Source organism: Puerhibacterium puerhi (genome assembly GCF_009846865.1).
Taxonomy (GTDB): Bacteria; Actinomycetota; Actinomycetes; order Actinomycetales; family Cellulomonadaceae; genus Puerhibacterium; species Puerhibacterium puerhi.
This window is the reverse complement of record NZ_WUWN01000002.1, coordinates 64,974-88,533: the sequence shown is the minus strand read 5'-3', so window position 1 is coordinate 88,533 and position 23,560 is coordinate 64,974. Positions and strand designations below refer to the sequence as shown.

Genomic DNA, 23,560 nt, shown 5'->3' with positions numbered 1-23,560 from the left:
GATAGAGACCTCCGACCGCCAGATGGAGAAGGGCTTCGAGGACGTCGTCCTCGGAGCCCTTCTCCATCTCGTCGCTTGCTGCTCTCGCGCTCGGCGGCACCGCTGGACCGGTCGATCTAGCCCGGTCCAGCCGTGAGGCGCCCCCAGCGGCCGTGCAGCGCTCGGCGCACGCTCAGCACGTACCCGCTCGGCTCGTCGACGTCGCTCCACCCGGCACGCTCGATCCGCCACCCCTCGTCCTCGATCGCGGCCTGCCGCTCGCGCTGCCGACGGCGCACACCCTCAGGGTCGCCCTGCGCGAGGTCGGCGTACTTGACGTCCCCGTCGAACTCGACGCCCACCCGCGCCTCCTGCCATCCGATGTCGATCCAGCGATCACCGAGCGCCGTCCGGACACGGACCTGCGTCTGCGGCCGAGGCAGTCCGGCCTCGAGGAGCAGGAACCGGGCCAGGGTCTCTCCGGGCGACTCGGAGCCCGGGGCCGCGAGGGCAACGATCCGCCTCGCCTGCACGACACCACGCTTCCCGCGCGACTCCTCGAGGATCTGGCCGATAAGCCGCAGGTCCGCCCCGTGCCGGAGGGCGCAGTCCATGGCGACCAGCGCCGCCGCCGGCGACAGAGAGCGCGCGCAGTCCACCGCGGTGCGCTCGAGGGTCGTCACGGGGATCCCGGCCACGATCGTGCGGTCCCGCCGAGGCAGGCGCGTCCAGTGCCTCGTGACGCGGAACCGGTGCTCGTAGGAGTCGTCGGCCCGGCGCACCTGCGGCGGGTAGAGCTGCGTCACGTGGACCCGGTCCTGGAGCCGATAGGTCCACAGCCCATGGAGCAGCGCCGCAGTCTGATGGCTGAACCAGTAGTCGCTCTCGAGGGTCCGGTAGGTCGCGGCGACGCGCGCGAGCACCAGGTCTCGCCGCGCGGCGGCTGGCGCGGCATCCGGGTCGGACGTCGTGTACAGCCCTGGCCTCAGCCGGTGGAGGGAGTCGTCGGCCGTGGCCAGCTGGTCGAGCGCGCTGTTGGTCGTCGCCGTGAGGAGCGCCGGCAGCGACGGAGGCGCCAGGGGCTCGGGCCACGCACGGATCGTCATGCGGCGACACGATGCCCGCGGGGCTCCGCGCGGACGGCGCGGCGGCCCGTGGATGTGGACCGCCGCCGCGCCACGCGGTCTGTGCGCACGGTCCGCGCCAAAGAGGCCGGGCGCAACGGACGGGTCCGTCGCGCCCGGCCTCTCTATCTCGCCGGGAGACCTCTCTATCTCGGCGGGAGGGGTCTCTATCTCGGCGGAGGGGGCGGGAGGCGCCCGGTCAGCGCGTCAGCAGAGCAGTCAGCGCGGGTCGTCCATCACCGCCAGCAGGCTGCGCAGCCGCTGCAGGCCGAAGAGGTCCTCCAGCAGGATCGGGTTGCCGTTGGCGTCGCCCAGCGGCACCTTCCAGTTCGGGTACTCGGTGTCGGTGCCGGGCTGGTTCTGCGAGCGGCGCTCCCCCACCGCATCGACCAGCTGCACGCCCACGAGCGCGGCCGGCGTCCGGCGCAGGTAGCGGTGCATCGCCTCGACGATCTCGCGCTCGGACGGGTCCTCGCCCACCAGCCCGCGCTCGGCCAGCGCCTGCACGAACATGTCGCGCTCGGCGCGGGCCTTGCGCCGCACCACCGGCACCGGCTCGTCGAGCAGCCCGAGCCGCTCGCGCAGGTCCACGTGCTCCCCGGCCAGGTACCCGGCCGTGGGCGGCATGTCGTGCGTCCCGACGGTCGCCATCGTCAGGTGCCGGTAGTCCTCGGGCGGCGTGGGGGCGCCGTCGGTCTGCTCGAACCACAGCACCGACGTGCCCAGCACGCCGCGGTCGGCGAGGTACTCGCGCACCCACGGCTCGAAGGTGCCGAGGTCCTCGCCGATGAGGATCGCCCCGGCGCGCTGCGCCTCGAGGCACAGGATGCCCACGAGCGCGTCGTGGTCGTAGGTCACGTAGGCGCCGTGCGCCGGGCCCGAGCCGCGCGGGATCCACCACAGGCGGAACAGCCCGAGGATGTGGTCGACGCGCAGGGCGCCGGTGTGCCGCAGCACGGTGCGCAGCATGTCGCGGTACGGCGCGTACCCGGCGCGGGCCAGCGCGCGCGGGTTCCACGGCGGCTGCGACCAGTCCTGCCCCTGCTGGTTGTACATGTCCGGCGGGGCGCCGACGGAGACGCCGCGCGCCAGGTAGGCGGCGTTGGCCCAGGCGTCGGCACCGGCCGGGTGCACGCCGACGGCGAGGTCGTGCATGATCCCGATCCGCATGCCGGCCTCGCGCGCGGTGCGCTGCGCGATGTGCTTCTGCTCGTCGCAGACCCACTGCAGCCAGGTCCAGAACTCGACGCGCTCCGCGAGCTCCTCGCGCAGCGCGGCGACGCCCGGGGCGTCCGGCCCGTCGAGGTCGGCGGGCCACGGCCGGCCGGCGAGGTTCTCGACGATCGCGCACCAGGTGGCGAAGTCGCGCAGCCCCCTGCCCTGCTCGGCCACGAACGCCTCGTACGCCGCCTGGCGGGCGGCGCGCCGCGGCGCCGTGAACACGACCTCGAGGGCTGCCTTCTTCGCGTCCCAGACGGCGTCGCGGTCGATCGGGCCCGGGTCGGTGTCGAGGTCGCGCACCGGGTCGGCCGCCCACTCCACGAGCGAGCGGTCGGCGGCGGACAGGTACGCCGTCTCGGGGATGTCCTCGACCCGCACGTACGCGGGGTTGAGGAAGCGTCGGCTGGTCGGCAGGTACGGCGACGGCGTCACGGGCGTGACGGGCTCGGCCGCGTGCAGCGGGTTGACGGCGACGAAGTCGGCGCCGCCCTGGTGGGCCGCGAGCCAGGCGATGTCCGCAAGGTCGGCCAGGTCGCCCATGCCCCACGACGTGCGCGAGCGCACGGAGTACAGCTGCACGAGCAGGCCCCACAGCTGGCCCTCGCGCAGCTGCGGCGGGTCCAGCCGCGCCGGGGTGACGACGAGCGCCCCGCGGGCCTCCGTGCCGTCGGTGGCGGCGTGCAGCGAGTGCCAGCCGAGCGGCAGGTCGGTGGGCAGGGCGAAGGTGGCCCGCCCGACCAGCCGGCCGTCCACGGTGCGCGGCTCGACGAACACGTCGACCTGCGTCAGGTCCCGCCGCTCGCGGCGGGCGCGCGCCGGTGCGCCCGGCTCGGCGCCGTCGATCTCGATCCACACGGTGACGTCGGAGCCGTCCGTGACGTGCACCGGCACGGTCACCTCGTCGCCCTCGCGCACGACGACGCTGGGCGGCACCACGTGCCGCCACTCCTCGTCGCGCTCGCGCGCCAGGCTGAGCGAGACCTGCTGGGGCGTCGACGCCGGGACGTCCAGCGCCTCGAGCACCGCGACGAGCGTCGGGCCGCTCACGTGCTTGGTCGTGCCGTCGAAGCCCTCGTACTCGGTGCGCACCCCGTGGACGCGGGCGAGCTCGACCAGCTCAGCGGGTACCTCGTCGGGCAGCGTCGTCTCCTGGGTCACGAGGACGATCCTGCCACCTGACGGGTCTCGTAGCAGGTCACCGGCCCGGAACGGCGCCGGTTCCACCCGCTGCGGCTTCCCGGGCGTGGCGCAGCGCACGTCGGGCTCCCCGCAGCCGTCCCCGTCCACCTCACGCGACCTCCACACGTCGCCGCTACGGTGTCCGGCGTGATCGACCTCGGACCGAGCACCCTGACCGCCCGCCTCCTCGCTGCCGCGCCGTCCCCGTCGCCGAGCGACGACGGGCTGGACCAGGTCGTCGACACGGGCAAGCAGGTCGCCTCCGACTCGTGGGAGTGGCTGACCGGGTGGCCGCTGCAGGTCGCGATCATCCTGGCGGTCGGCGTGCTCGTGCTCGCCCTGGTGCGCCGCACCATCAAGCACGTCACCGAGCGGATCGCGTCCGGCGCGACCCGGGTGACCTCCGCCGACCAGGCGGGCGAGGGCCGCCGGTGGCTGCGCCGCCCGGCGATCATCGAGGACGCCCTGACGCTGGCCAGCCCGATGGCGCGCGAGCGCCGCGCGCAGCGTGCCCGCACCGTCGGGTCGGTGCTGCGCTCGACGGCCAACATCGTCATCGTCACGGTGATGATCCTGATGATCCTCTCGGCGGTCGGCGCGAACGTGGCCCCGCTGCTGGCCTCCGCCGGTGTGGTCGGTGTCGCCGTCGGTTTCGGCGCCCAGAGCCTGGTGAAGGACTTCATCTCGGGCATCTTCCTGCTCATCGAGGACCAGTTCGGCGTCGGCGACGTGGTGGACCTCAACGGCGCCGTGGGCACCGTCGAGGAGATGGGGCTGCGGCTGACGCAGGTGCGCAGCTTCGACGGCACGCTCTGGTACGTCCGCAACGGCGAGATCCTCCGGGCGGGCAACCTCACGCAGCAGTGGTCGCGCGCGGTCGCCGAGATCCGCGTGCCGCTCGACGCCGACGTCGACGCCGTGCGCGCGGCGCTCGGGCGCGCGGCGGACCGCGTGCAGGCGGACGACGAGCTGGCCCCGCACCTGCTCGAGGCGCCGTCGGTGCGCGGCGTGGACGCGTGGAACGACATCACGATGACCTTCACGCTGCACGCCCAGGTGCGCCCCGCCATGCAGTGGGACGTCTCCCGGGCGCTGCTCGGCGCCGCGCAGGACGAGCTGCGGCGGGCCCGGCTGCTGCGCGACGACGTCGACGACGCGGACGCCTCGGCCGCCGCGTCGCGCAACTGACGCCTCCGGGCCCGGCAGGGCGCGGACGGGCGCAGACACGTCGGCCGGCGCGACCTCGTCGTCGCGCCGGCCGACCCGTCCCCGGCTCCTCGTCGCTCAGGTGCGCAGCACGTCGAGCTGGGCGGCCAGGTCGTCCGCCTCGGGGCCGACGATGACCTGGATGACGCGGCCCGAGCGGACGACGCCGAACGCCCCCGACTGCTTGAGCCGCGGCTCGTCCACCAGCTTGGGATCGGTCACCTCCACCCGGAGCCTGGTGATGCACGGTTCGAGCTCGACGACGTTGGTCGTGCCGCCGAGCGCCGCGAGGATCTGGTCCGCCTTGCTCATCTGCGCCTCTCCCGTCCCTTCGCCTCGTCGCGAAGTTCACACTGGTCGTCAGTCCGCTGCCTCGTTGCAGGTCCGTCCAGACTAGCCCTCGCGCCCGGTCCGCGTCCCGCCCCCGGCGCGTGCGGAGGCGGCGCGCCTCTCTGGCACGATGAGCGGGTGAGACCCAGCACCTTCTACGACGAGGTCGGCGGGCACGAGACGTTCGTCCGGCTGGTCGACGCGTTCTACGACGGCGTCGCCGCCGACGACGTGCTCCGCGCCATGTACCCCGAGGAGGACCTGGGGCCGGCCAAGGAGCGCCTCACCTTGTTCCTCGAGCAGTACTGGGGCGGCCCGACGACGTACTCCGAGCAGCGCGGCCACCCGCGCCTGCGGATGCGCCACATGCCGTTCAAGGTCAACCCCGACGCGCGGGACCGCTGGCTGCGGCACATGCGCGCCGCCGTCGACACGCTCGGCCTGCCGCCCCTGCACGAGGCGCAGCTGTGGGACTACCTGGAGCGCGCCGCGTTCTCCATGGTCAACACCTTCGAGGAGTGAGCCAGTGAGCGACCTGAGCACGTCCGCCGACGCCCCCACCACGGACACCTCGGCCTCCGCCGCCGCCAGGCCGGAGGCCGCCGTCGGGCCGGACGCCGACGCCGCGCCCGACGCGCTGGAGCGCCTGCTCGCGGTCCTGGACCTGCGGGAGGTCGAGGGCTGGGGCCCGCACGGCGAGGAGGACCTGTGGCGCGGGCGGTCGGTGCCCGGCCTGGCCAACCGCGTGTACGGCGGGCAGGTGCTGGCGCAGGCGCTCATCGCCGCGGGCCGCACCGTGGACGCCGACCGCCTGCCGCACTCCATCCACGCGTACTTCCTGCGCGAGGGCGCGCTCGACGTGCCGATCGACTTCGCCGTCGAGCGGCTGCGCGACGGCCGCTCGTTCTCCGCCCGGCGCGCCCACGCGCTGCAGGGTGGCACGCCGATCCTGTCGCTCACCGCCTCCTTCCAGGTCGACCAGCCCGGCTTCGACCACGCCGCGCCCATGCCGCAGGGCGTGCCCGCGCCGGAGGAGGTGCCCAGCGCGTTCGAGCTGCTGGGCAGCGTCAACCACCCGGCCGCGCGGTTCTGGGTGCACGACTCGGCGTTCGAGCTGGCGCACGCGGGCCGGTCGCTGTACCTCGGCGCGGACCCCGCCGCCGCGAGCACGCAGATGGTGTGGGTGCGCGCCCGGCGCCCCCTGGACTCCGACGACCGGCTGCTGCACCGGGCCCTGCTCGCGTTCGCCTGCGACCAGGTGATGCTCGAGCCGGTCCTGCGCGCGGCGGGCACGTCGTGGCTCGACGTCGGCGGCAAGGTCCCGATGGCCAGCCTCGACCACGCCATGTGGTGGCACCGCGACGCCCGCGTGGACGACTGGCTGCTGTTCGTCCAGGAGGCGCCGAGCGCCCAGGGCGGGCGCGGGCTCGGCCTCGCGCGGGTGTACACCCGCGACGGGGAGCTGGTCGCGTCCATCGCCCAGGAGGGCATGGTCCGGCTGCCCGCCTGACGGCGGCACGACGGCGGCACGGCGGCGGCACGGCGGCGGCCCCCGGCCCCGCCCGGGGCCGTTCGCGCTGCGGGTCCCGCCCGCCGCGGCCACACTGACGGGCGTGCCCCGCCTGCGTCGTGTGTCCGTCTCCTCCCCCGGGTTCGGGCGTCGGCGTGCGGGCAAGGGCTGGGTCTTCCTCGACGTCGACGGCACGCCGCTGGCGGACGACGACGCCGTGGCCCGCTGCCGCAAGCTGGCGGTGCCGCCGGCCTGGAAGGACGTGTGGATCTGCCAGTTCCCCAACGGGCACATCCAGGCCTTCGGCTACGACGACGCCGGGCGCGGGCAGTACCTGTACCACGAGGCGTGGACCGAGCGGCGCAAGCGCCGCAAGCACGACCACGTGCTCGACATCGGCCGGCGGCTGCCGGACGCGCGCAAGCTCGTGAGCGACGACCTGGCCCTGCCCGGCATGCCCCGCGACAAGGTGCTCGCCCTCGCCTTCCGGCTGCTGGACCTCGCCTACTTCCGCGCCGGGGGCGAGATCTACGCCAAGCGCAACAACAGCTACGGCCTGGCGACGATCCGCAAGGAGCACGCCCGGGTGCGCCGCGACGGGTCGGTGCACTTCCGCTACCCCGCCAAGTCCGGCCAGGTGCGCGACGTGATCGTCGACGACCCGGTGGTGGCCGAGCTCGTCGCCACGCTGCGCCGCCGCCGCGGCGGGGACGACCTGCTGGCGTGGCGCACCACGGGGCCGGGCGGCCGCGCCGTCTGGCACGACGTCACCAGCAACGACGTGCAGCAGTACGTCAAGGAGCGCCTCGGGGACGACGCGACGCCCAAGGACTTCCGCACCTGGCACGCCACGGTGCTCGCCGCGCGGGCCCTGGCCGACGCGGGCGCCCCGCCGGCGTCGCAGCGGGCGCGGCGGCGCGTCGTGAGCGGCATCGTCAAGGACGTGTCCGAGGAGCTGGGCAACACCCCGGCCGTGGCGCGGGCGTCGTACATCGACCCGCGGCTGTTCGACCTGTGGGAGCGCGGCGAGACGATCGGCGCGACGCAGTCGCAGCAGCGGGCCGAGGAGGCGGTGCTCGACCTGCTCGGCTAGGCCCGGCCGACCCACGCGCGCGGCGCAGCGCGCACGACGAGGAGACGACGATGCGGACAGCGGTCACCGGGGTCACCGGCTACGTCGGCGGGCGGCTCGTGCCCGAGCTGCTGGCGGCGGGCCACGAGGTGCGGGCCCTGGCCCGCCACCCGGAGCGGCTCGCGGGGCGCGACTGGGCGGGCGACGTGGAGACGGTCACGACCGACGCCGCCGACGCCGCGGCGACCCGCGCCGCGCTGCAGGGCGTCGACGTGGCCTACTACCTCATCCACTCCCTGGGCACCGGCCCGACGTTCGAGGCGCGCGACCGGCGCACGGCGCTGGCCTTCGCCCGGGCGGCCCGCGAGGCCGGCGTCGGGCGCATCGTCTACCTCGGCGGGCTGACGCCGGACGTCCCGGACGACGAGCTCTCGCCGCACCTGGCCTCGCGCAAGGAGGTCGGCGAGATCCTGCTGGCGTCGGGGGTGCCGACGACGGTGCTGCGCGCCGCGGTGATCCTCGGGTCCGGCTCCGCGTCGTTCGAGATGATGCGCTACCTCACCGAGCGGCTGCCGGCGATGACCACGCCGCGCTGGGTGGACAACCGCATCCAGCCGATCGCGATCCGCGACGTGCTGCACTACCTCGTCGGCGCGGCCGGGATGCCGCCGGAGGTCTCCCGCGGCTTCGACATCGGCGGGCCGGACGTGCTCACCTACCGGCAGATGATGCAGCGCTACGCCGCCGCCTCCGGCCTGCCGCGGCGGTTGATCGTCAGCGTCCCGGTGCTCACCCCGCGGCTGTCCAGCCACTGGGTCGGGCTGGTCACGCCCGTCCCCTCGGGCGTCGCCCGGCCGCTGGTGGAGTCGCTGCGGCACGAGGTGGTCTGCCGCGAGCACGACGTCGCCGCGTACGTGCCGGACCCGCCGGGCGGCCTCACCGGCTTCGACCGGGCGATCACCCTGGCGCTGCAGCGCATCCACGACGGCGAGGTCACCACCCGCTGGTCGTCGGCCGCGCTGCCGGGCGCGCCGTCGGACCCGCTGCCGAGCGACCCGGACTGGGCGGGCGGGTCGTTCTACACCGACGAGCGGCGCCGGGTGGTGCACGCGCCGTCGGACGTGCTGTGGCCGGTCATCGAGGAGATCGGCGGACGGCGCGGCTGGTACTCCTGGTCGCTCGCGTGGCGGGTGCGCGGCCTGGTGGACCGGCTCGTGGGCGGCCCAGGCCTGCGGCGCGGGCGCCGCGACGAGCGCCGGCTCGTGGTCGACGACGTGCTCGACTTCTGGCGCGTCGAGGCGCTCGAGCCGGGCCGCCTCCTGCGGCTGCGCGCCGAGATGCGCCTGCCCGGCCTGGCGTGGCTCGAGCTGCGCGTCGACGAGGCCGCCGAGGAGGTCACGGCCGACGACGACGCCGGGCCGCGCGAGGCCGCCGCGCCCGGCCGCACGTGGTTCGTGCAGCGGGCGCTGTTCTCCCCGCGCGGCCTGGCCGGCCAGCTCTACTGGTGGGCGGTCAAGCCGTTCCACGGCGTCGTCTTCGGCGGCATGCAGCGCAACGTCGCGCAGGAGGCCGAGCGCCGGGCCCTCAGCGCCGGAACGTCACCGGGTCCTCGACGAACTGCGCCCACGCGGCCCGCTCCTCGGGCGTGATCCGCCGGGGCCGGCCCGTGGCGGCGTCCACGACCACGATCGAGGTCGACGCACGCACGTAGGGCTGGGCGCCCGACGCCGGCCCGGTGCGCGGGAACCCGGCCGGGTCGCCGTCGTGCACCTCGTAGCAGACCTGCAGGCTGGCCCCGCCGATCTGGCCGATCCACAGCTCGACGCGCACGGGGGTGCGCGTGAAGGCGAGCGGTCGCAGGTACTCGATCTGCTGGCCCGCCACGAGGGTGTGGCTGGTCGCGTGCGGGCCGGTGTCGAGGATCGCCGTCGGCCACGGCTCGCCCACCTCGTCCGCGGTGTGCCGCCAGAACGCCGTGATGCGGGCGTCCTCCAGGAGCCCGAACATCGCGACGTTGTTGACGTGCTGGTAGGCGTCGAGGTCGGACCAGCGGGTGTGGACGGGCACGTGCAGACGGGTCATGCCCGCAGGCTACTCACGACGCCGCGATGTGGGCCGCCGCCCGGCAGCGCGCCAGCGCGGCCAGCTCGTCGGCCACCGGGCCGCGCACCAGCCCGTCCGCCACCCGGCCCACCGACTCGCGCAGCCGACGGCGTGCCCGCCCCGCGCGCCGCCGCGCGCCCACCGCGGCGCACAGCCGCGAGACAGCCGCCAGCAGCACGCCCGCCACCACGCCGCCGGCCACCAGCACCGTCGCCCACGGCACGTCGAGCCCGGCCCCCTGCCCGCCCCACGCCGCACCGCCCACGGTGAGCACCGGCGTCGGCAGCGGCGGCAGGCGGAAGTACGCCAGCGCGAACGCCGCGCCGAGCCACAGCAGCCCGGCCACCGCGGCCGCGAGCAGGAGCCACTGCAGCACGTCGACCACGCGCCACCAGGCGGGCCGCCGGCCCGCCGCGAGCCGGGTGCCCGCGACCGCCTGGTCGAGCGCGTCCGGCAGCCGGTCGATCCCCTCCTGGGCCCGGCGCCGGGCCGCCAGGACCCACGGGTCCGGCGCGCCGACGGTCACCTGCTCCACGTAGGTGCGCACGGCGGTCGCGGCGGCCGCCCGCACGCTGGGCCGCGCCGACGGCAGGGACGTGCGCGCCAGGTCCGTGCGGTCGGTCGGCACGCGCACCTCGTCGGGGCGCAGCCCGAGCCGGCGCAGCGGGTCGGCCCGCAGCCGGCCCAGCCAGCGGGTGACCGGCCAGCCGGTCGCCGCGTGCGCGTCCCGGCGCGCCGAGGTGCGCACGGCGTCGACCACCGTGGGCACGCCCGCCGCGTCCTCGAGCGCTGCCAGCAGCCCGGACCTCGCGCGCTCCCCCGCCCGCTCCGGCGGCGTCTGGCCGCAGGCCGCGACGAACCGCTCGGCCACCGCCCGCTCGTCGAGCGCCAGCCGGGTGGTGGCCGCCTCGCGGCGCTGCGCCGCCTCGGCGAGCAGCCCGCGCAGCTGGTCGACGCCCTGGCCGGTCGCCGCGGACACGGGCAGCACGCGCGCGCCGGCCAGCCCGTCCTCGGCCACGAGCCGCTCGAGGTCGGCGACCATCGCCGCCGCGTCGTCGGGCGCGAGGCGGTCGGCCTGGTTGAGGGCGAGCACGACGACGTCGGCGCGCCCGGCCAGCGGCCGCAGGTACCGCTCGTGCAGCGCCGCGTCCGCGTACTTCTGCGGGTCGACCACCCACACGAGCAGGTCGGCGCGCTCCACGAGCCGTTCCGCGCGGACCCGGTGCTCGACGACCACCGAGTCGTGGTCGGGCAGGTCCAGCAGCACCAGGCCCGTGGTGATGCCCGCCGGGGTGCGCTGGCGCCGGAACAGCCCGCCGACGCCCCCGCGGACGGGGGCCGGCTCGTCGGGCACCGGGCCCGCCGGCATCTCGTGCCGGGTGGGCACGTCGAGCCAGTCGAGCAGCGGCCCGGCACCCGGGCCCCACACCGCGGCCATCGCGTGCGCCGTCGTCGGGCGCCGCACGCCGGTGCGCGCCAGGTCCGTGCCCGCGACGGCGTTGAAGAGGCTCGACTTGCCCGACCCGGTGGCGCCGGCGAGGGCGACCACGGTGTGCTCGGCGCTCAGCCCGCCGCGCTCGCGGGCGCGGGTCACCATCGCGCGGGCCTCGTCGAGCAGGGCCGGGTCGAGCCGCCCGGAACCCTCGCGCGCGGCCGTCTCGAGGGCGTTGGTGCGCCCCGCCAGGTCGATGCGGCTCATGCGCGGTCCTCGCGCTCGTCCCGGCGGCCGAAGAGCCTGCTCCAGAACCCGGGCCGCTCGTCGCGGCCCTCGCCGCCCTCCTCGGGCGTGCCGGCCTCGCCGGGGCGCCGGACGGCGGGTACCGGGCGCGACGGCGGGCGCAGCGTCCCGGCGCCGCGCAGCAGCCGCCCCGTCCACGGCCGCGTGCCGCCCCGCACCGGCTCGGCGCGGCCGGCGCGCTCGGCGCGGGCGGCGGCCTCGACGCGGCGGGCGGCGTCGCGCAGGCCGGCACCGCCGGCGTCCTCGGTGCCGAGCGCGTCGAGCTGCGCGGTGTACCGCGCCTCCTGGCCAGCCATCACGCTGCGCACCCGCGCGGAGAGGCGCTGCTTGGCCTGGACGGCGAGCTTGCGCACCGCCTCGTCGCCGAACACGGCCTCGAGCAGCTTCTGGGCGACGATGGCGGTGCCGCCGGCGATGCCCACCTCGGCGCCCGTCAGCCCGGCGGTCGAGGCGAACACGAGCACCATGAGGCTCACGCCGAGGGCGTTGACCCCCAGGGACAGCGCCCGGGCGGTCCCCCGGCGGGCCGCGCCCTGCTCGCGCACCAGCCCCAGCACGTCGCCCTGCCAGGCGCGCACCTGCTCGGCGACCTCGGCGCGCAGCTGCCCGGACGCGCGGCTGAGCTCCAGCCCGTCGAGCAGCGCCGCGCCCGCGCTGTCGCCGCGCCACGCCTCGTAGGTCCGCTCGGCCGCCTGCTCGGCGGCGTCCAGCACCACCGACTCCAGGCCGTGGGCGAGCGCCTGCTCGACCTGCGGCGCCGCACCGGGCCGGCCGCGGAAGAAGCCGACGACGGCGTCGCGCACGCGGCCGACGCCCTTCTCGACGGCGCGGAAGAACTCGCTGGTGCCCACGAAGTCCTGCCAGCGGGCCAGCACCTCGCCGCGCATGAGCGCGCCGTCGCTCGTGGCGGCCTCGACCTGGCGCACGGCGTCGGCGTGGTGGCGCTCCACCGCCTCGCGCAGCCGGGCGTCGGCGGCCTCCTGCGCGTCCGCGGCGTCCGCGAGGTGCACGGCGCGACGCACGAGGTCGTCGACGACGCCGTCGCGGGTCGCGGCGATGACGCGCGCCCGGGCCTCCGGGTCACCACCGAGGCCGGACAGCCACGTGCTGACCTCCGCGACGGCGGCCTCGGGCAGCAGGCCGTCGGTCAGCCCGCCCGGCTCGCCCCCGCCGGCGGCCTCCGGCACCACGAAGAGCGGCGCGTCGCCGAGCCCGTGCTCGCGGGTCATGCGGCGCAGGTCCTCGGCGACGGCCTCCGCGCCGGGGTCGACGCGGTCGAGCACGAGCGCCACCTGGGCGTGCCGCGCGGCGGCCTGCTGCAGCAGCCCCCACGGGACGGCGTCGGCGTACCGGGCCGCCGTGGTGACGAACAGCCACAGGTCGGCGGCGCCCAGGAGCTGGGCGGCGAGCTCCCGGTTGGCCGTCTCGACCGAGTCGATGTCCGGCGCGTCGAGGAGCGCCAGCCCCTGCGGCAGCGCGTCGGAGGCCACGAGCCGCAGCGAGCGCGACGGCGGCACCCGGGCGCCGGCGGCGTCCGCCGCCGGGCTGCCCGCGTCGGCGGGCGGGGCCGGGTCGGTCGCGCCCGCCCTGGCCCCACCCGAGACGCGCGCGAGGCCCGGCAGCACGCGGTCGGTGGTGAACCAGCGCGCGTCGAGCGGGTGGTGCACCAGCACGGGGGCACGGGTGGTGGGCCGCAGCACGCCAGGGGCCGAGACGTGCTCGCCGAGCACCGAGTTGACCAGCGTGGACTTGCCCGCGCCGGTCGAGCCGCCGACCACGACCAGCAGCGGCGCCCGGGCCGCCCGCAGCCGCGGCAGCAGGTAGTCGTCGAGCTGGTCGACCGCGCGAGCCCGGTCGGTGCGGGCCGCCGCGGCGCCGGGCGTCTCCAGCGGCAGGCGCAGCGCGGCCAGCCGCGCGCGCAGCGCGTCGAGGGCGTCGACGAGGTCGGCGGTGCGGTCGCCGGACGGCGACGCCGCATGCCGGGCGGCGTCCTCCGCGGGCCCTCCCGACGGTGCCGGCGGTGCCTCCTCCGGCGGCCGCCCCGAGGCGGGCTGCTGCGGGTCGTCGGGCGCCGTCATGGGGCCAGTCTGCCCACACCCGCGCGCACGTGCAGGTCAGCGCGCCGGGGGCGGCGCACCTCTGCGCGCCGGGCGGTCCGTGCGCGACGAGGCGCCGCCCCCTGCAGAGGGGACGGCGCCCCGTGGTGCGCGTGCGAGGGTCAGTCGCGCGTGAGCTTGCGGTAGGTCACGCGGTGCGGGCGCGCGGCCTCGACGCCCAGGCGCTGCACCTTGTTCTCCTCGTACGCGGCGAAGTTGCCCTCGAACCAGTACCAGCTCGCCGGGTTCTCCTCGGTGCCCTCGTAGGCCAGGATGTGCGTGGCCACGCGGTCGAGGAACCACCGGTCGTGGGAGACGACCACGGCGCAGCCGGGGAACTCCAGCAGGGCGTTCTCCAGCGAGCCGAGGGTCTCGACGTCCAGGTCGTTGGTGGGCTCGTCGAGCAGCAGCAGGTTGCCGCCCTGCTTGAGGGTCAGGGCGAGGTTGAGGCGGTTGCGCTCGCCGCCGGACAGCACGCCGGCGGGCTTCTGCTGGTCCGGGCCCTTGAACCCGAAGGACGCGACGTAGGCGCGCGAGGGGATCTCGGTGTTGCCGACCTTGATGAAGTCCAGGCCGTCGGAGACGACCTCCCACAGCGTCTTCTTCGGGTCGATGCCGCCTCGCGACTGGTCGACGTAGGAGATCGAGACCGTCTCGCCGACCTTGAGCGAGCCGCCGTCGAGCGGCTCCAGCCCGACGATCGTCTTGAACAGCGTCGTCTTGCCCACGCCGTTCGGGCCGATGACGCCGACGATGCCGTTGCGCGGCAGCGTGAAGCTCAGCCCGTCGATGAGCTTGCGGTCGCCGAAGCCCTTCTCCAGCTTCTCCGCCTCGAGGACCACGTTGCCCAGGCGCGGGCCCGCGGGGATCTGGATCTCCTCGAAGTCGAGCTTGCGCGTGCGCTCCGCCTCGGCAGCCATCTCCTCGTAGCGGGCCAGGCGCGCCTTGCTCTTGGCCTGGCGGCCCTTGGCGTTGGAGCGCACCCACTCGAGCTCGTCCTTGAGGCGCTTGGCGAGCTTGGCGTCCTTCTTGCCCTGGACCTGCAGGCGCTCCTGCTTCTTCTCCAGGTAGGTCGAGTAGTTGCCCTCGTAGGGGTACAGGCGGCCGCGGTCGACCTCGCAGATCCACTCCGCGACGTGGTCGAGGAAGTAGCGGTCGTGGGTCACGGCGAGGACGGCGCCGGGGTAGGTCGCCAGGTGCTGCTCGAGCCACAGCACCGACTCGGCGTCCAGGTGGTTGGTGGGCTCGTCGAGCAGCAGCAGGTCGGGCTTCTCCAGGAGCAGCTTGCACAGCGCCACGCGGCGGCGCTCACCGCCGGAGAGCACCTTGACGTCGGCGTCCGGCGGCGGGCAGCGCAGGGCGTCCATCGCCTGCTCGAGCTGGGAGTCGAGGTCCCAGGCGTCGGCCGCGTCGATCTCCTCCTGCAGCTGGCCCATCTCGGCCAGCAGCGCGTCGAAGTCGGCGTCGGGCTCGGCCATGAGGGCGGAGATCTCGTTGAAGCGGTCGATCTTGCCCTTGATCCCGGCGACGGCCTCCTCGACGTTGCCGAGGACCGTCTTGTCCTCGTTCAGCGGCGGCTCCTGCTGCAGGATGCCGACCGTGTAACCCGGCGAGAGGCGGGCCTCGCCGTTGGAGGGCTGGTCGAGGCCGGCCATGATCTTGAGGATGGTCGACTTGCCGGCGCCGTTGGGGCCGACGACGCCGATCTTCGCGCCGGGCAGGAAGTTCAGCGACACGTCGTCGAGGATGACCTTGTCGCCGTGCGCCTTGCGCGCCTTGTACATGGTGTAGATGAACTCAGCCACTGGCTCGTTTCCACCGTTTCGATCGCACGGGCTTCCCGCCCGCCCGCCGGACCGGGAAGGTCGTGCGGCGGGGCGCGGGACGGATGCTGGGAGGCCGGCACGGGCGGCCGACCCCCCAGCCTACGCGACGCGCCCGGCTCAGGCGGGAACGGGCACCTGGGCAGTGCCTCCGCGCCGGGTGCCGGCCCCGTCGGTCCCGCCCTCCTCGTCCGCCCCCTCGGCGTCCTCGTCGGCCGCCTCGTCGTCGGCGACGTCCGCGGCGCCGCCCGCCCCCGCGCCCGGTGCGGCCGTCCACGGGTCGGCCCCGCCCGCGCCCGTCCGCGCGGCCTCCCCGACCGCGTCGCCGGGCCCGCCCGGGACGGTGTCCCGGTGCACCACGCGGGTGTACGTCGCGACGCCGCGGGAGACGTCGAGGGCCACGACGGCGTTGTCGACGAGCAGGGCGGTGCGCCGCTCGGTGACCTCGGCGGCGGGCTCGCCGTCGGGCGCCGGGACGCCGCGACGCACCTCGTACTCGTCCACGCCGAGCCGGCCGGTGACGACCACGGGCGTGCCCTTGGCCAGGGACTGCGAGACGTTGAAGGCGCGGTCGCCGAACGCCTTGACCGTGAACCACAGCGTCGGCCCGTCGGCCCACTCCCCCGTGCGGGGGTCGCGCACCCGCCGGGTGCTGGCCACGCGGAACGACGTCCACGGGGTGCCGCTGGCGGAGAAGGAGATCACTGGCTCGTTCCCCACGTGGCCGGTGACGGTGACGTTGACGTCGCTCATGCTGATCCTCCGGGGTCGTCGGCCCGCCCGGTGCCGGCCGCTGCCAGGAGGATCAGTCGCGGGCCGCCTCCAGCGGGCGGTCGGCGGCCGCGCCTGTGGACACCTCCGGGACCGCGAGCACTGTGGGCAGCCTCACCGCGCCCGTCAGCGGCCCGGCGGCCGGCAGGTCGCGGGCAGCCTGCGCGAGCTCGTGCGCCCGGCGGTGCTCGGCGAGCAGGCGCTGCGTCGGCGCGCCGAGCCCCTCGACGAGCACGCGGGCCAGCGCCTCGCGGCCGGCCTGGCGCACCTCCTCCTCGCGGCGGCGCGCCAGCGAGCGCCGGGTCACCACGGCGCCGAGCCACAGCGCCGCGCCCACCACGGCGAGCACCGCCGCCGCGCCCCACGCCACGACGGGCCACGGATCCGCGGCGCCGACCACGCCCGTGGTCACGAGCAGCGCCACGACGGCCGCGACCACGGCGAGCCCGAGCCCGGCGGCCGCGAGGCGCTTGACCAGGCGCGAGCGAGCGGGGCCGCGCGCGTCCAGCCCGACGGTCTGCGTCGCCGCGGTCACCTTGGCGCGCAGCTGGTCGGCCCCGTCGACCGCCTCGGCGAGCGCCCGCTGCCAGCCCGGCCGCAGGGACGCCCCGGCCCGGGTGAGCCAGCTGGAGCGGGCGAGCGTGACGGCGTCGCGGTCCGGGACGGGGAACTCCGGCTTGCCGTAGCCGTTGCGCACGGCGGCGCCCACCTGCCCCGCGACGGCGTCGAGGCCGGTGGCCTCGACCAGGACGGGCAGCTCGCGCTCGACGGCCGGCCCGAGCTGCCAGGGGATCTCCGCGGGCGTCTGGGCGAGCAGCATCCGCGCGGCGGCGTCGAGCTCACCGGCGGCGCGCCCGGCGGCCACCGACCGGCGGGCGCACACCTCCTCGAAGATCTCGCGCACCCGGGCCACGCCCTCGCCCGTGCGGGCGGACACGGGCACCACCGGCACGCCGCGCAGGCCGTCGTCCTCGAGCAGCCGCCCCAGGTCGGCCAGCAGCTCCTCGCGGCGTGCCGGCGGCACGGTGTCCACCTGGTTGAGCAGCACGAGCATGGAGGCCTCCATGCCCACGGACTCGCGCAGGTAGCCCGAGTGCAGGGCGTGGTCGGCGTACTTCTGCGGGTCCACGACCCACACCAGGAGGTCGACCAGCGGCAGCACCCGGTCCACGACCTCGCGGTGGCGCGGCTCCACGGAGTCGTGGTCGGGCAGGTCGAGCAGCACCAGGCCGGCGAGCGCCTCGGTCCGGTCGTCCTCGAGCTCGTCCGCCTGGACGATCCGCCGCTCGCGGTCCACGCCGATCCAGTCGAGCAGCGCCTCGGCGCCGTCGTCCCACGAGCACGCGGTGACGCGCGCCGTCGTGGGCCGCTTGACGCCGACGTCGGCGAAGGTCAGCCGGGAGATCTTGTTGAACAGGCTCGACTTGCCCGAGCCGGTGCCGCCGGCGAGCGCGACCACCGTGTGGTCGACGCCGAGGGCCAGCCGCTCGCGCACGCCGTCCACGGCCTGCTGGACGCGCGCACGGGTCGCGTCGTCCAGGCGGGGCCCGGCGACGGACAGCGCCTCGGCGAGGTCCTCGGTACGGGCCCGCAGGGTCGTGTCGTCGGTCACGTGAGCCTCCTCAGCTCGGCGAGCCGGACGCGCAGGCCGCTGGCCGCGTCGTCGGCGAGGGTCGGCGAGTCCAGCAGGGTCAGCACCGCGTCGAGCTCGGCCTCGACGACGGCGGCGGCGCGGTCGGCCAGGTCGTCGCGCAGGCCGGCCACGGCGGCGTCGGGCACGTCGCCGAGGACGCGCGCCAGCAGCCGCGCGGCGTCGTCGCTCCCCGCGGCGGCGGCCAGCAGCAGCGTGCCCAGGCCGTGCGGGCCGAACGCCTTGACCGCCGCGGCGACGCGCTCGGGCGCCTCGGGACCGAGCGCGTCCACCGCGGCGGCGGCGCTCTCCGACCAGGCCGCCACGCCCGCGGCGGCGGCGCGCTGCTGCGCGTCGGCCCGCTGCTCGGCGTCGGGCACGACGGCGACGCCGCCGTCCGGCGTCCCGGGGCCGGTGAGCACGGCGCGCAGCCGCTCGTGGGCGCGGGCCCCGGCCGCGGCGAGCGTGCGCGCGGCGGCGGCCTCGACGTCGGCGCGCAGCGTGCGCAGCGCCTCCTCGCGGGCGCGTCCGCCGCGGCGCGTCGAGCGCACGGTGTCGTTCTTGACCTTGACCCGGTCGACCTTGGCGCTGCCGCTGACCTCGCGCCAGCGGGCCTCGACGGACGCGCCGGCCACGACGCCCGCGGTGACGCCGTCCCTGGCGAGCGCGACGGCGTCGGCCCGCTCGGCCTCCACGGCGGCCCGCAGCCGGTGCGCCGCCTCGGCCTGCCGGTCGACGGCGTCGGCGAGCGCGGTCACCCACGCCGGCAGCGCGCCGAGCGCGCCCTTGAGGGTGCGCACCACGACGGCGCGCGAGCGCTCCGGACCGGCGAGCAGCGTCAGCCAGCGCCGGATCGGCGCCACGGTCGCGGGCTCCAGCAGGCCCTCGTGCGGGCCGACGTCGGGCACCACGAACAGCGGCACGTCGGTCATCCCGTGGTCGCGCAGGCGCTGCAGCAGGTCGCCGCGGACGGTGGTGAGCGTCTCGCGCGGGACCCGGTTGAGCACCATCGCCACCGAGGCGCCGCGCTCGGTCGCGCGCGCCAGCGCCTGCCACGGCAGGGCGTCGCCGTACCGGGAGGCGGTGGTGACGAAGAGCCACAGGTCAGCGGCCTCGAGCAGCTGCTGGGCGGTGGTGCGGTTCTCCGACAGGAACGAGTCGAGGTCCGGGGCGTCCAGCAGGGCCGTGCCGCGCGGCACGCCCGCGTGGTAGACGACCCGCGAGGCCTCGGTGGCCGGACCCTTCTGCACGACCTCCTCGTCGGCCGGGTTGAAGGCCAGGACCGGCTGGCGGGTGGTGGGGCGCAGCACGCCGGCCTCGGAGACCTCCTCGCCCAGCAGGGAGTTGTACAGCGTGGACTTGCCCGCGCCGGTGGACCCCGCGACGACGACGATCGCCGGCGAGGACAGCTCGCGCAGGCGCGGCAGCAGGTGCTCGTCCAGCTGGGCGAGCAGGCGGCCGCGAGAGGCCTCGGCGTCGGTAGCGCCCTCGATCGGCAGCACCAGGCGGACGGCGTCGATGTCACGGCGCAGGTCGCGCGCGACGTCGTAGACGGTGAGGCCGAGCTCGTCGGCGGCGCCGGGGTCCGGTCGTCCTGCGTGGCGGACGGCGCGCGATCCCAGGGGGTGTGTCACGGGGTTCATCCTGGCGGCATCCTGCCACGGCACCAAACGACCGCGCCGAGACGTCCGCCCGGAAAGTGCGAGGACCCCCGCGCCGACGGCGCGGGGGTCCTGCTGCGGGGTGGCTAACCGGGCTTGAACCGGCGACCTCCTGGACCACAACCAGGCGCTCTACCAACTGAGCTATAGCCACCACGGCCCACGTGGTGCCCCTCCGCGAGGAGGGTTTCCCTCAAGGGCCGACGGAAAGCATACCCGAGCCGAGGGGCTGCTCAGGACACGGCCGGGCGCCGCGTGACCGACGTCTCGGCGATGCGCTCGGCGACCGCGCGCACGGTCGCCGAGTCGGGGCCGGGCTGCGGCACGAACAGCGCCTCGCGGTAGTACCGCAGCTCGTCGACCGACTCGAGGATGTCGGCCAGCGCGCGGTGCCCGCCCTGCTTCTTCGGCGAGGCGAAGTAGACGCGCGGGAACCAGCGGCGGGCCAGCTCCTTGATCGAGCTGACGTCGATGATCCGGTAGTGGAGGTGTCCCACGAGCGCGGGCATGTCGCGGTCGAGGAACGTCTTGTCGGTGCCCACGGAGTTGCCGGCCAGCGGCGCCTTGCCCGGCTCCGGCACCCACTCCGCGATGTAGTCGAGCACCTGCTTCTCGGCCTCGGCGAGGGTCAGCCCGCCCGACAGCTCGTCGAGCAGGCCCGACCTCGTGTGCATCTCGCGCACGAAGTCGCCCATCTGCTCCAGCGCCCCCGCCGGCGGGGCGACGAGGACGTCGACCCCCTCGCCCAGGACGTTGAGCTCGGAGTCGGTGACGACGGCGGCGACCTCGACGAGCGCGTCGGAGCGCAGGTCCAGCCCGGTCATCTCGCAGTCGATCCAGACGATGCGGTCGTTCGGGGTGCTCACGGGCCCAGCCTACGTTCCGGCACCGCCCCCGCCGCGCCGGTGCCCGCACCGGCTCCCGGGTACGGCGAGGGCCCCGGCGCTCCGGACGGCTCGCGAGGAGACGTGCGGGCGGCGGGGCCCTCGTGCAGGTGCGGCGCCAGGCCCCGGGGGCCCGGACGTCGGGGTGGCGGTCACAGCGCCCGCCAGCCCACCAGGATGGCGGGCCGGTACTGCGGCCAGCGCAGGCCGCGACGGGGACGGACCGGGAGGCCGACGCGTCGCTCGCGAGCGAGGCGACGGACGAGGCGGGCGTTCTCGGCTTCGGCGAGACGCTCGCGGTGGTCGGCCTGCGCCAGGGCGCAGACCATCTCGGGATGCATGGTGGTGCTTCTTTCGTGACGACGGAGTGCTCGGGACGGGCCAGGTCCCCTCCACCGCCCGGCATGGGGCCGGGTCGGACGTCACCGCGGTGCGTCCCAGACTCTTCCAACGACCGTGGCTCCGGCGCGACTCTTTTTCCCGCGTCTGACGGGGTGGCGTCCGGCGGTCCGTCCAGGACCTCCGCAGGCCACGGCCGGTGCACCCCCGGGGCGCACCGCGGAACGGGCCGACCGGCGCGGCTGGCTACGATGGTGGCCACGCCTCCGTAGCTCAATGGATAGAGCACCGGCCTTCTAATCCGTAGGTTGCAGGTTCGAGTCCTGCCGGGGGCACCACGCCGGCCGGCACGCGACCCGTCCAGGCCACCGTTCAGGCCAGGGCGATCCCGACGAGGGCGAGCAGCGGCACGAGGCCCTGGCCGACCGAGCCGCCGAGGCCCTTGCCACGCTCGCGGCCCAGCCCCATCCGGTCGGCGACGACGAGCGCGAGGGCTGCCAGCAGCATGAGGCTCATGAGATAGATCGCCAGCGTCCGGCCGGCCACGTCCTGCCCGCTCGCCCACAGCACGACCGAAGCGATCGCGCCGAGGCCGATGAAGAGGTTGTAGAAACCGACGCCGAACGCCCACAGCCGGATCGCGGGGTCGTAGGCGGGCAGCCGGAACAGGCCGGAGTACACGATCGGCCGGTCGATGAGGAAGGCCTCGCAGACGAAGACCACGACGTGCACGATCCCGGCGATCAGGATCAGCACCCACACGGCGACGAGCATGCTGCCTCACCTCACCACGAGCGGCCGGACCGGACCGCCGAGCCACGATCGGCGTCGACCGGTGCTCGCGATCACGGTAGCCCTCGAGACGACGGCGCGGCAGGTCCCCGCCGGGGGAACCTGCCGCGTGGTCGGACGGCGGCTCGGAGGCCGCCGGAAGGTCAGACCCGCTTGGCGATCGCGTCGGCCAGCGCGTCGAGCGTGCGCGCCTCGCCGGAGTGCTGCAGCCACAGGGACGGCTCGGTGAGCTCGAGCTCGATGACCGTCGGCACGCCGTCCTCGCCCTCGACGAGGTCGACCCGCGCGTACAGCAGCGGCTCGGCGAGGCCGACCGCCTCCGCCGCGACCTGCAGGGCGCGGCGGGCCACGTCGATCTGCGCCGGCGTGGCCTCGACCGGCGACATCTCCTCCTCGCGGTACGAGGTCGACGCCTCTGCCGGGCCGCTCAGCAGCGCCTTCTTGTGCGCGGCGTGGCGGAACTCGCCGTCCACGAACGTCAGGCAGGTCTCGCCCTCGGTGTCCACGCTCTGGACGTACTTCTGGATCATGACCCAGCGGCCCGAGTCGAGCAGCGTCATCGCGTGCTGGATGGCCAGGGCGCGGGACTCGGCGCTGACCGGCTGGTAGCGGCCGGTGTCCTTAGCCCCGGCCGACACGACGGGCTTGACGACGAAGTCGCCGAACGCCGGCATGCGTGTGTGCACGGCCCGCTTGGACAGATGCCGGTCGGGGTCGAGCCAGATCGTCGGGATGACCGGCACGCCGGCGTCCTCCAGCGCGCGCAGGTAGCGCTTGTCGGTGTTCCAGCGCAGCACCGCGGCCGGGTTGGCCAGGCGCGGCACGCGCTCGGCCCAGGCCACGAACTCGTCGCGGCGGGCGGAGTAGTCCCAGGTCGAGCGCACGACGGCGAGGCCGTAGGCGTCCCAGTCGACGTCGGCGTCGTCCCACACCACCGGCTCGGCGGTCACGCCCCGCTCCGCGAGCGCGGCGACCAGGGGCTTGTCGTCGGTGTCGAGGTCGGGCAGCTCGGCACAGGTGACGAGGGCGACGCGGCGGGACGTGTGGTTCTCGGTGGTCACGCCCCGAGCCTAACCGGGGCCGGCGAGGCCGCCGGCGCCGCGGCGTCGGCGGCCCGCCGCAGCGCCGCGAGCACGCCGTCGGCGGTGAGCGTGCCGACGGCGTGGCTGGCGTCGTCGAGCACCCGCACCCGCCCGGGCGCCCCGGCCGGCAGGGCCGCGAGCGCCTCGAACGCCTCCGACAGCCGCGCCCCCAGCGGCACGGCCGGCGCGCCGGCAGGCGCCTCGACGCCGGCGGCCTCGACGTCGTCGCGCCCCACGCGGGCGAGCTGCAGCAGCCGCGTCTGCGCGCCCTCGCCGACGAAGTCGCGCACGCGCTCGCTCGCGGGGTGGGCGAGCACCGCCAGGGGCGGCGCCACCTGCTCCAGCACGCCGCCGGTGCCGAGGACGGCGACCCGGTCGGCGAGGCGCACGGCCTCGTCGATGTCGTGCGTGACCAGCACCACGGTGGTGCCGACGTCGGCGAGGATCCGGCCCACCTCGGCCTGCAGCTGCCGGCGCCGCTCGGGGTCCACGGCGCCGAACGGCTCGTCGAGCAGCAGCACCGGCGGGTCGGTGGCCAGGGCCCGGGCCACGCCCACCCGCTGGCGCTCGCCGCCGGAGAGCTGGTGGGGATAGCGGCGGCCGTAGGTGGCCAGCGGCAGGCCGACGAGCTCGAGCACCTCGGCGACGCGGTCGCGCGTGCGGCGCCGGTCCCAGCCGAGCAGCCGCGGGACCGTCGCGACGTTCGCGGCGACGGTCCGGTGCGGCAGCAGGCCGACGTCCTGGATGACGTAGCCGGTGCGGCGGCGCAGCCGCACCGGGTCGGTGCGCGCGACGTCCTCGCCGTCGAGCAGCACCCGCCCGCTCGTGGGCTCCACGAGGCGGTTGATCATCCGCAGGGTGGTGGACTTGCCGCAGCCGGACGGCCCGACGAGGGCGAGCACCTCCCCGGGTTCGACGACGAGGCTCAGCGACCCGACGGCCACCGTCCCGTCGGGGTACTCCTTGCGGACGGCGTCGAGCTCGATGCGCGCGGACACGACCCCGACACTAGCGGTCCCG

Annotated in this window: 19 protein-coding genes, 2 tRNA genes and 1 pseudogene; 6 read left to right on the top strand and 16 right to left on the bottom strand. The window is 75.9% G+C overall.

Annotated elements, in window-relative coordinates; translation table 11 throughout:
- Positions 1–116: 116 nt before the first annotated feature.
- Both GSF02_RS02145 and malQ read right to left on the bottom strand, forming a co-directional pair.
- Entirely contained in the window at positions 117–1,085 is a 969-nt protein-coding gene (locus tag GSF02_RS02145; protein ID WP_159792277.1) for a type IV toxin-antitoxin system AbiEi family antitoxin domain-containing protein, read from the bottom strand.
- A gap of 237 nt (positions 1,086–1,322) precedes the next feature.
- Positions 1,323–3,482 carry a 4-alpha-glucanotransferase gene (gene malQ, locus GSF02_RS02140; protein ID WP_159792275.1) on the bottom strand — a complete coding sequence of 720 codons (2,160 nt, stop codon included), beginning with the start codon at positions 3,480–3,482 and terminating at the stop codon, positions 1,323–1,325.
- 168 nt (positions 3,483–3,650) lie between these two features.
- Here malQ and GSF02_RS02135 point away from each other — a divergent pair, with 168 nt between their 5' ends.
- The gene (locus GSF02_RS02135; RefSeq protein WP_235915311.1) at positions 3,651–4,691 is read left to right on the top strand and encodes a mechanosensitive ion channel family protein; all 1,041 of its coding nucleotides are present in this window, start codon (positions 3,651–3,653) and stop codon (positions 4,689–4,691) included.
- Positions 4,692–4,787: 96 nt separating this feature from the next.
- Here GSF02_RS02135 and GSF02_RS02130 read toward each other — a convergent pair.
- Positions 4,788–5,027 (bottom strand): annotated as a pseudogene (locus tag GSF02_RS02130) (glucose PTS transporter subunit EIIB); the annotation flags it as partial.
- 150 nt (positions 5,028–5,177) lie between these two features.
- On the opposite strand from GSF02_RS02130, the gene GSF02_RS02125 reads away from it, so the two are divergent.
- From GSF02_RS02125 to GSF02_RS02110, 4 genes are all read left to right on the top strand, one after another.
- Positions 5,178–5,561 carry a globin gene (locus tag GSF02_RS02125; RefSeq protein WP_159792271.1) on the top strand — a complete coding sequence of 128 codons (384 nt, stop codon included), beginning with the start codon at positions 5,178–5,180 and terminating at the stop codon, positions 5,559–5,561.
- A gap of 124 nt (positions 5,562–5,685) precedes the next feature.
- Positions 5,686–6,549: an acyl-CoA thioesterase gene (locus GSF02_RS02120; RefSeq protein ID WP_235915318.1), complete on the top strand. Its 864-nt coding sequence runs from the start codon at positions 5,686–5,688 to the stop codon at positions 6,547–6,549.
- A gap of 103 nt (positions 6,550–6,652) precedes the next feature.
- Positions 6,653–7,642, top strand: coding sequence for a DNA topoisomerase IB (locus GSF02_RS02115; RefSeq protein WP_159792269.1), 990 nt, complete (start codon positions 6,653–6,655; stop codon positions 7,640–7,642).
- Between the two features lie 50 nt (positions 7,643–7,692).
- On the top strand, positions 7,693–9,270 hold the full coding sequence (locus tag GSF02_RS02110; protein WP_159792267.1) for an SDR family oxidoreductase: 1,578 nt from the start codon (positions 7,693–7,695) through the stop codon (positions 9,268–9,270).
- Here the strand turns inward: GSF02_RS02110 and GSF02_RS02105 are convergent.
- The 10 genes from GSF02_RS02105 to GSF02_RS02060 form a co-directional block, all read right to left on the bottom strand.
- Positions 9,206–9,703 (bottom strand): acyl-CoA thioesterase, encoded by a 498-nt coding sequence (locus tag GSF02_RS02105; RefSeq protein WP_159792265.1) that lies wholly within the window; start codon positions 9,701–9,703, stop codon positions 9,206–9,208. The two genes, GSF02_RS02110 and GSF02_RS02105, sit on opposite strands and share 65 nt — an antisense overlap.
- Before the next feature lie 13 nt (positions 9,704–9,716).
- On the bottom strand, positions 9,717–11,423 hold the full coding sequence (locus tag GSF02_RS02100) for a GTPase (protein WP_159792263.1): 1,707 nt from the start codon (positions 11,421–11,423) through the stop codon (positions 9,717–9,719).
- Entirely contained in the window at positions 11,420–13,540 is a 2,121-nt protein-coding gene (locus GSF02_RS02095; RefSeq protein ID WP_159792261.1) for a dynamin family protein, read from the bottom strand. The genes GSF02_RS02100 and GSF02_RS02095 overlap by 4 nt, the downstream gene beginning before the upstream one ends.
- A 140-nt stretch (positions 13,541–13,680) precedes the next feature.
- Positions 13,681–15,363, bottom strand: coding sequence for an energy-dependent translational throttle protein EttA (gene ettA, locus GSF02_RS02090; RefSeq protein ID WP_159792259.1), 1,683 nt, complete (start codon positions 15,361–15,363; stop codon positions 13,681–13,683).
- A 138-nt stretch (positions 15,364–15,501) separates the two neighbouring features.
- Positions 15,502–16,134, bottom strand: coding sequence for a single-stranded DNA-binding protein (locus GSF02_RS02085; RefSeq protein ID WP_159792257.1), 633 nt, complete (start codon positions 16,132–16,134; stop codon positions 15,502–15,504).
- 52 nt (positions 16,135–16,186) lie between these two features.
- Positions 16,187–17,764, bottom strand: a complete 1,578-nt coding sequence (locus GSF02_RS02080; RefSeq protein ID WP_159792255.1) for a GTPase — start codon at positions 17,762–17,764, stop codon at positions 16,187–16,189.
- A complete protein-coding gene (locus GSF02_RS02075; protein ID WP_235915310.1) occupies positions 17,761–19,425 on the bottom strand; it encodes a GTPase in 1,665 nt (554 codons plus the stop codon). The genes GSF02_RS02080 and GSF02_RS02075 overlap by 4 nt, the downstream gene beginning before the upstream one ends.
- Positions 19,426–19,524: 99 nt before the next feature.
- Positions 19,525–19,597: transfer RNA gene (locus tag GSF02_RS02070), tRNA-His, on the bottom strand.
- Positions 19,598–19,676: 79 nt separating this feature from the next.
- Entirely contained in the window at positions 19,677–20,309 is a 633-nt protein-coding gene (gene orn / locus GSF02_RS02065) for an oligoribonuclease (RefSeq protein WP_159792251.1), read from the bottom strand.
- Between the two features lie 170 nt (positions 20,310–20,479).
- Positions 20,480–20,668: a hypothetical protein gene (locus tag GSF02_RS02060; protein WP_159792249.1), complete on the bottom strand. Its 189-nt coding sequence runs from the start codon at positions 20,666–20,668 to the stop codon at positions 20,480–20,482.
- A 260-nt stretch (positions 20,669–20,928) separates the two neighbouring features.
- On the opposite strand from GSF02_RS02060, the gene GSF02_RS02055 reads away from it, so the two are divergent.
- Positions 20,929–21,004: transfer RNA gene (locus tag GSF02_RS02055), tRNA-Arg, on the top strand.
- Positions 21,005–21,038: 34 nt separating this feature from the next.
- Here the strand turns inward: GSF02_RS02055 and GSF02_RS02050 are convergent.
- The 3 genes from GSF02_RS02050 to GSF02_RS02040 all read right to left on the bottom strand — a co-directional run bounded on the left by GSF02_RS02050 (position 21,039) and on the right by GSF02_RS02040 (position 23,538).
- Positions 21,039–21,440: a DUF1304 family protein gene (locus tag GSF02_RS02050; protein WP_159792247.1), complete on the bottom strand. Its 402-nt coding sequence runs from the start codon at positions 21,438–21,440 to the stop codon at positions 21,039–21,041.
- Positions 21,441–21,601: 161 nt separating this feature from the next.
- A complete protein-coding gene (locus GSF02_RS02045) occupies positions 21,602–22,519 on the bottom strand; it encodes an ATP-grasp domain-containing protein (RefSeq protein WP_159792245.1) in 918 nt (305 codons plus the stop codon).
- Positions 22,516–23,538: an ABC transporter ATP-binding protein gene (locus GSF02_RS02040; protein WP_159792243.1), complete on the bottom strand. Its 1,023-nt coding sequence runs from the start codon at positions 23,536–23,538 to the stop codon at positions 22,516–22,518. Before GSF02_RS02040 ends, GSF02_RS02045 begins: the two co-directional genes overlap by 4 nt.
- Positions 23,539–23,560: the final 22 nt, after the last annotated feature.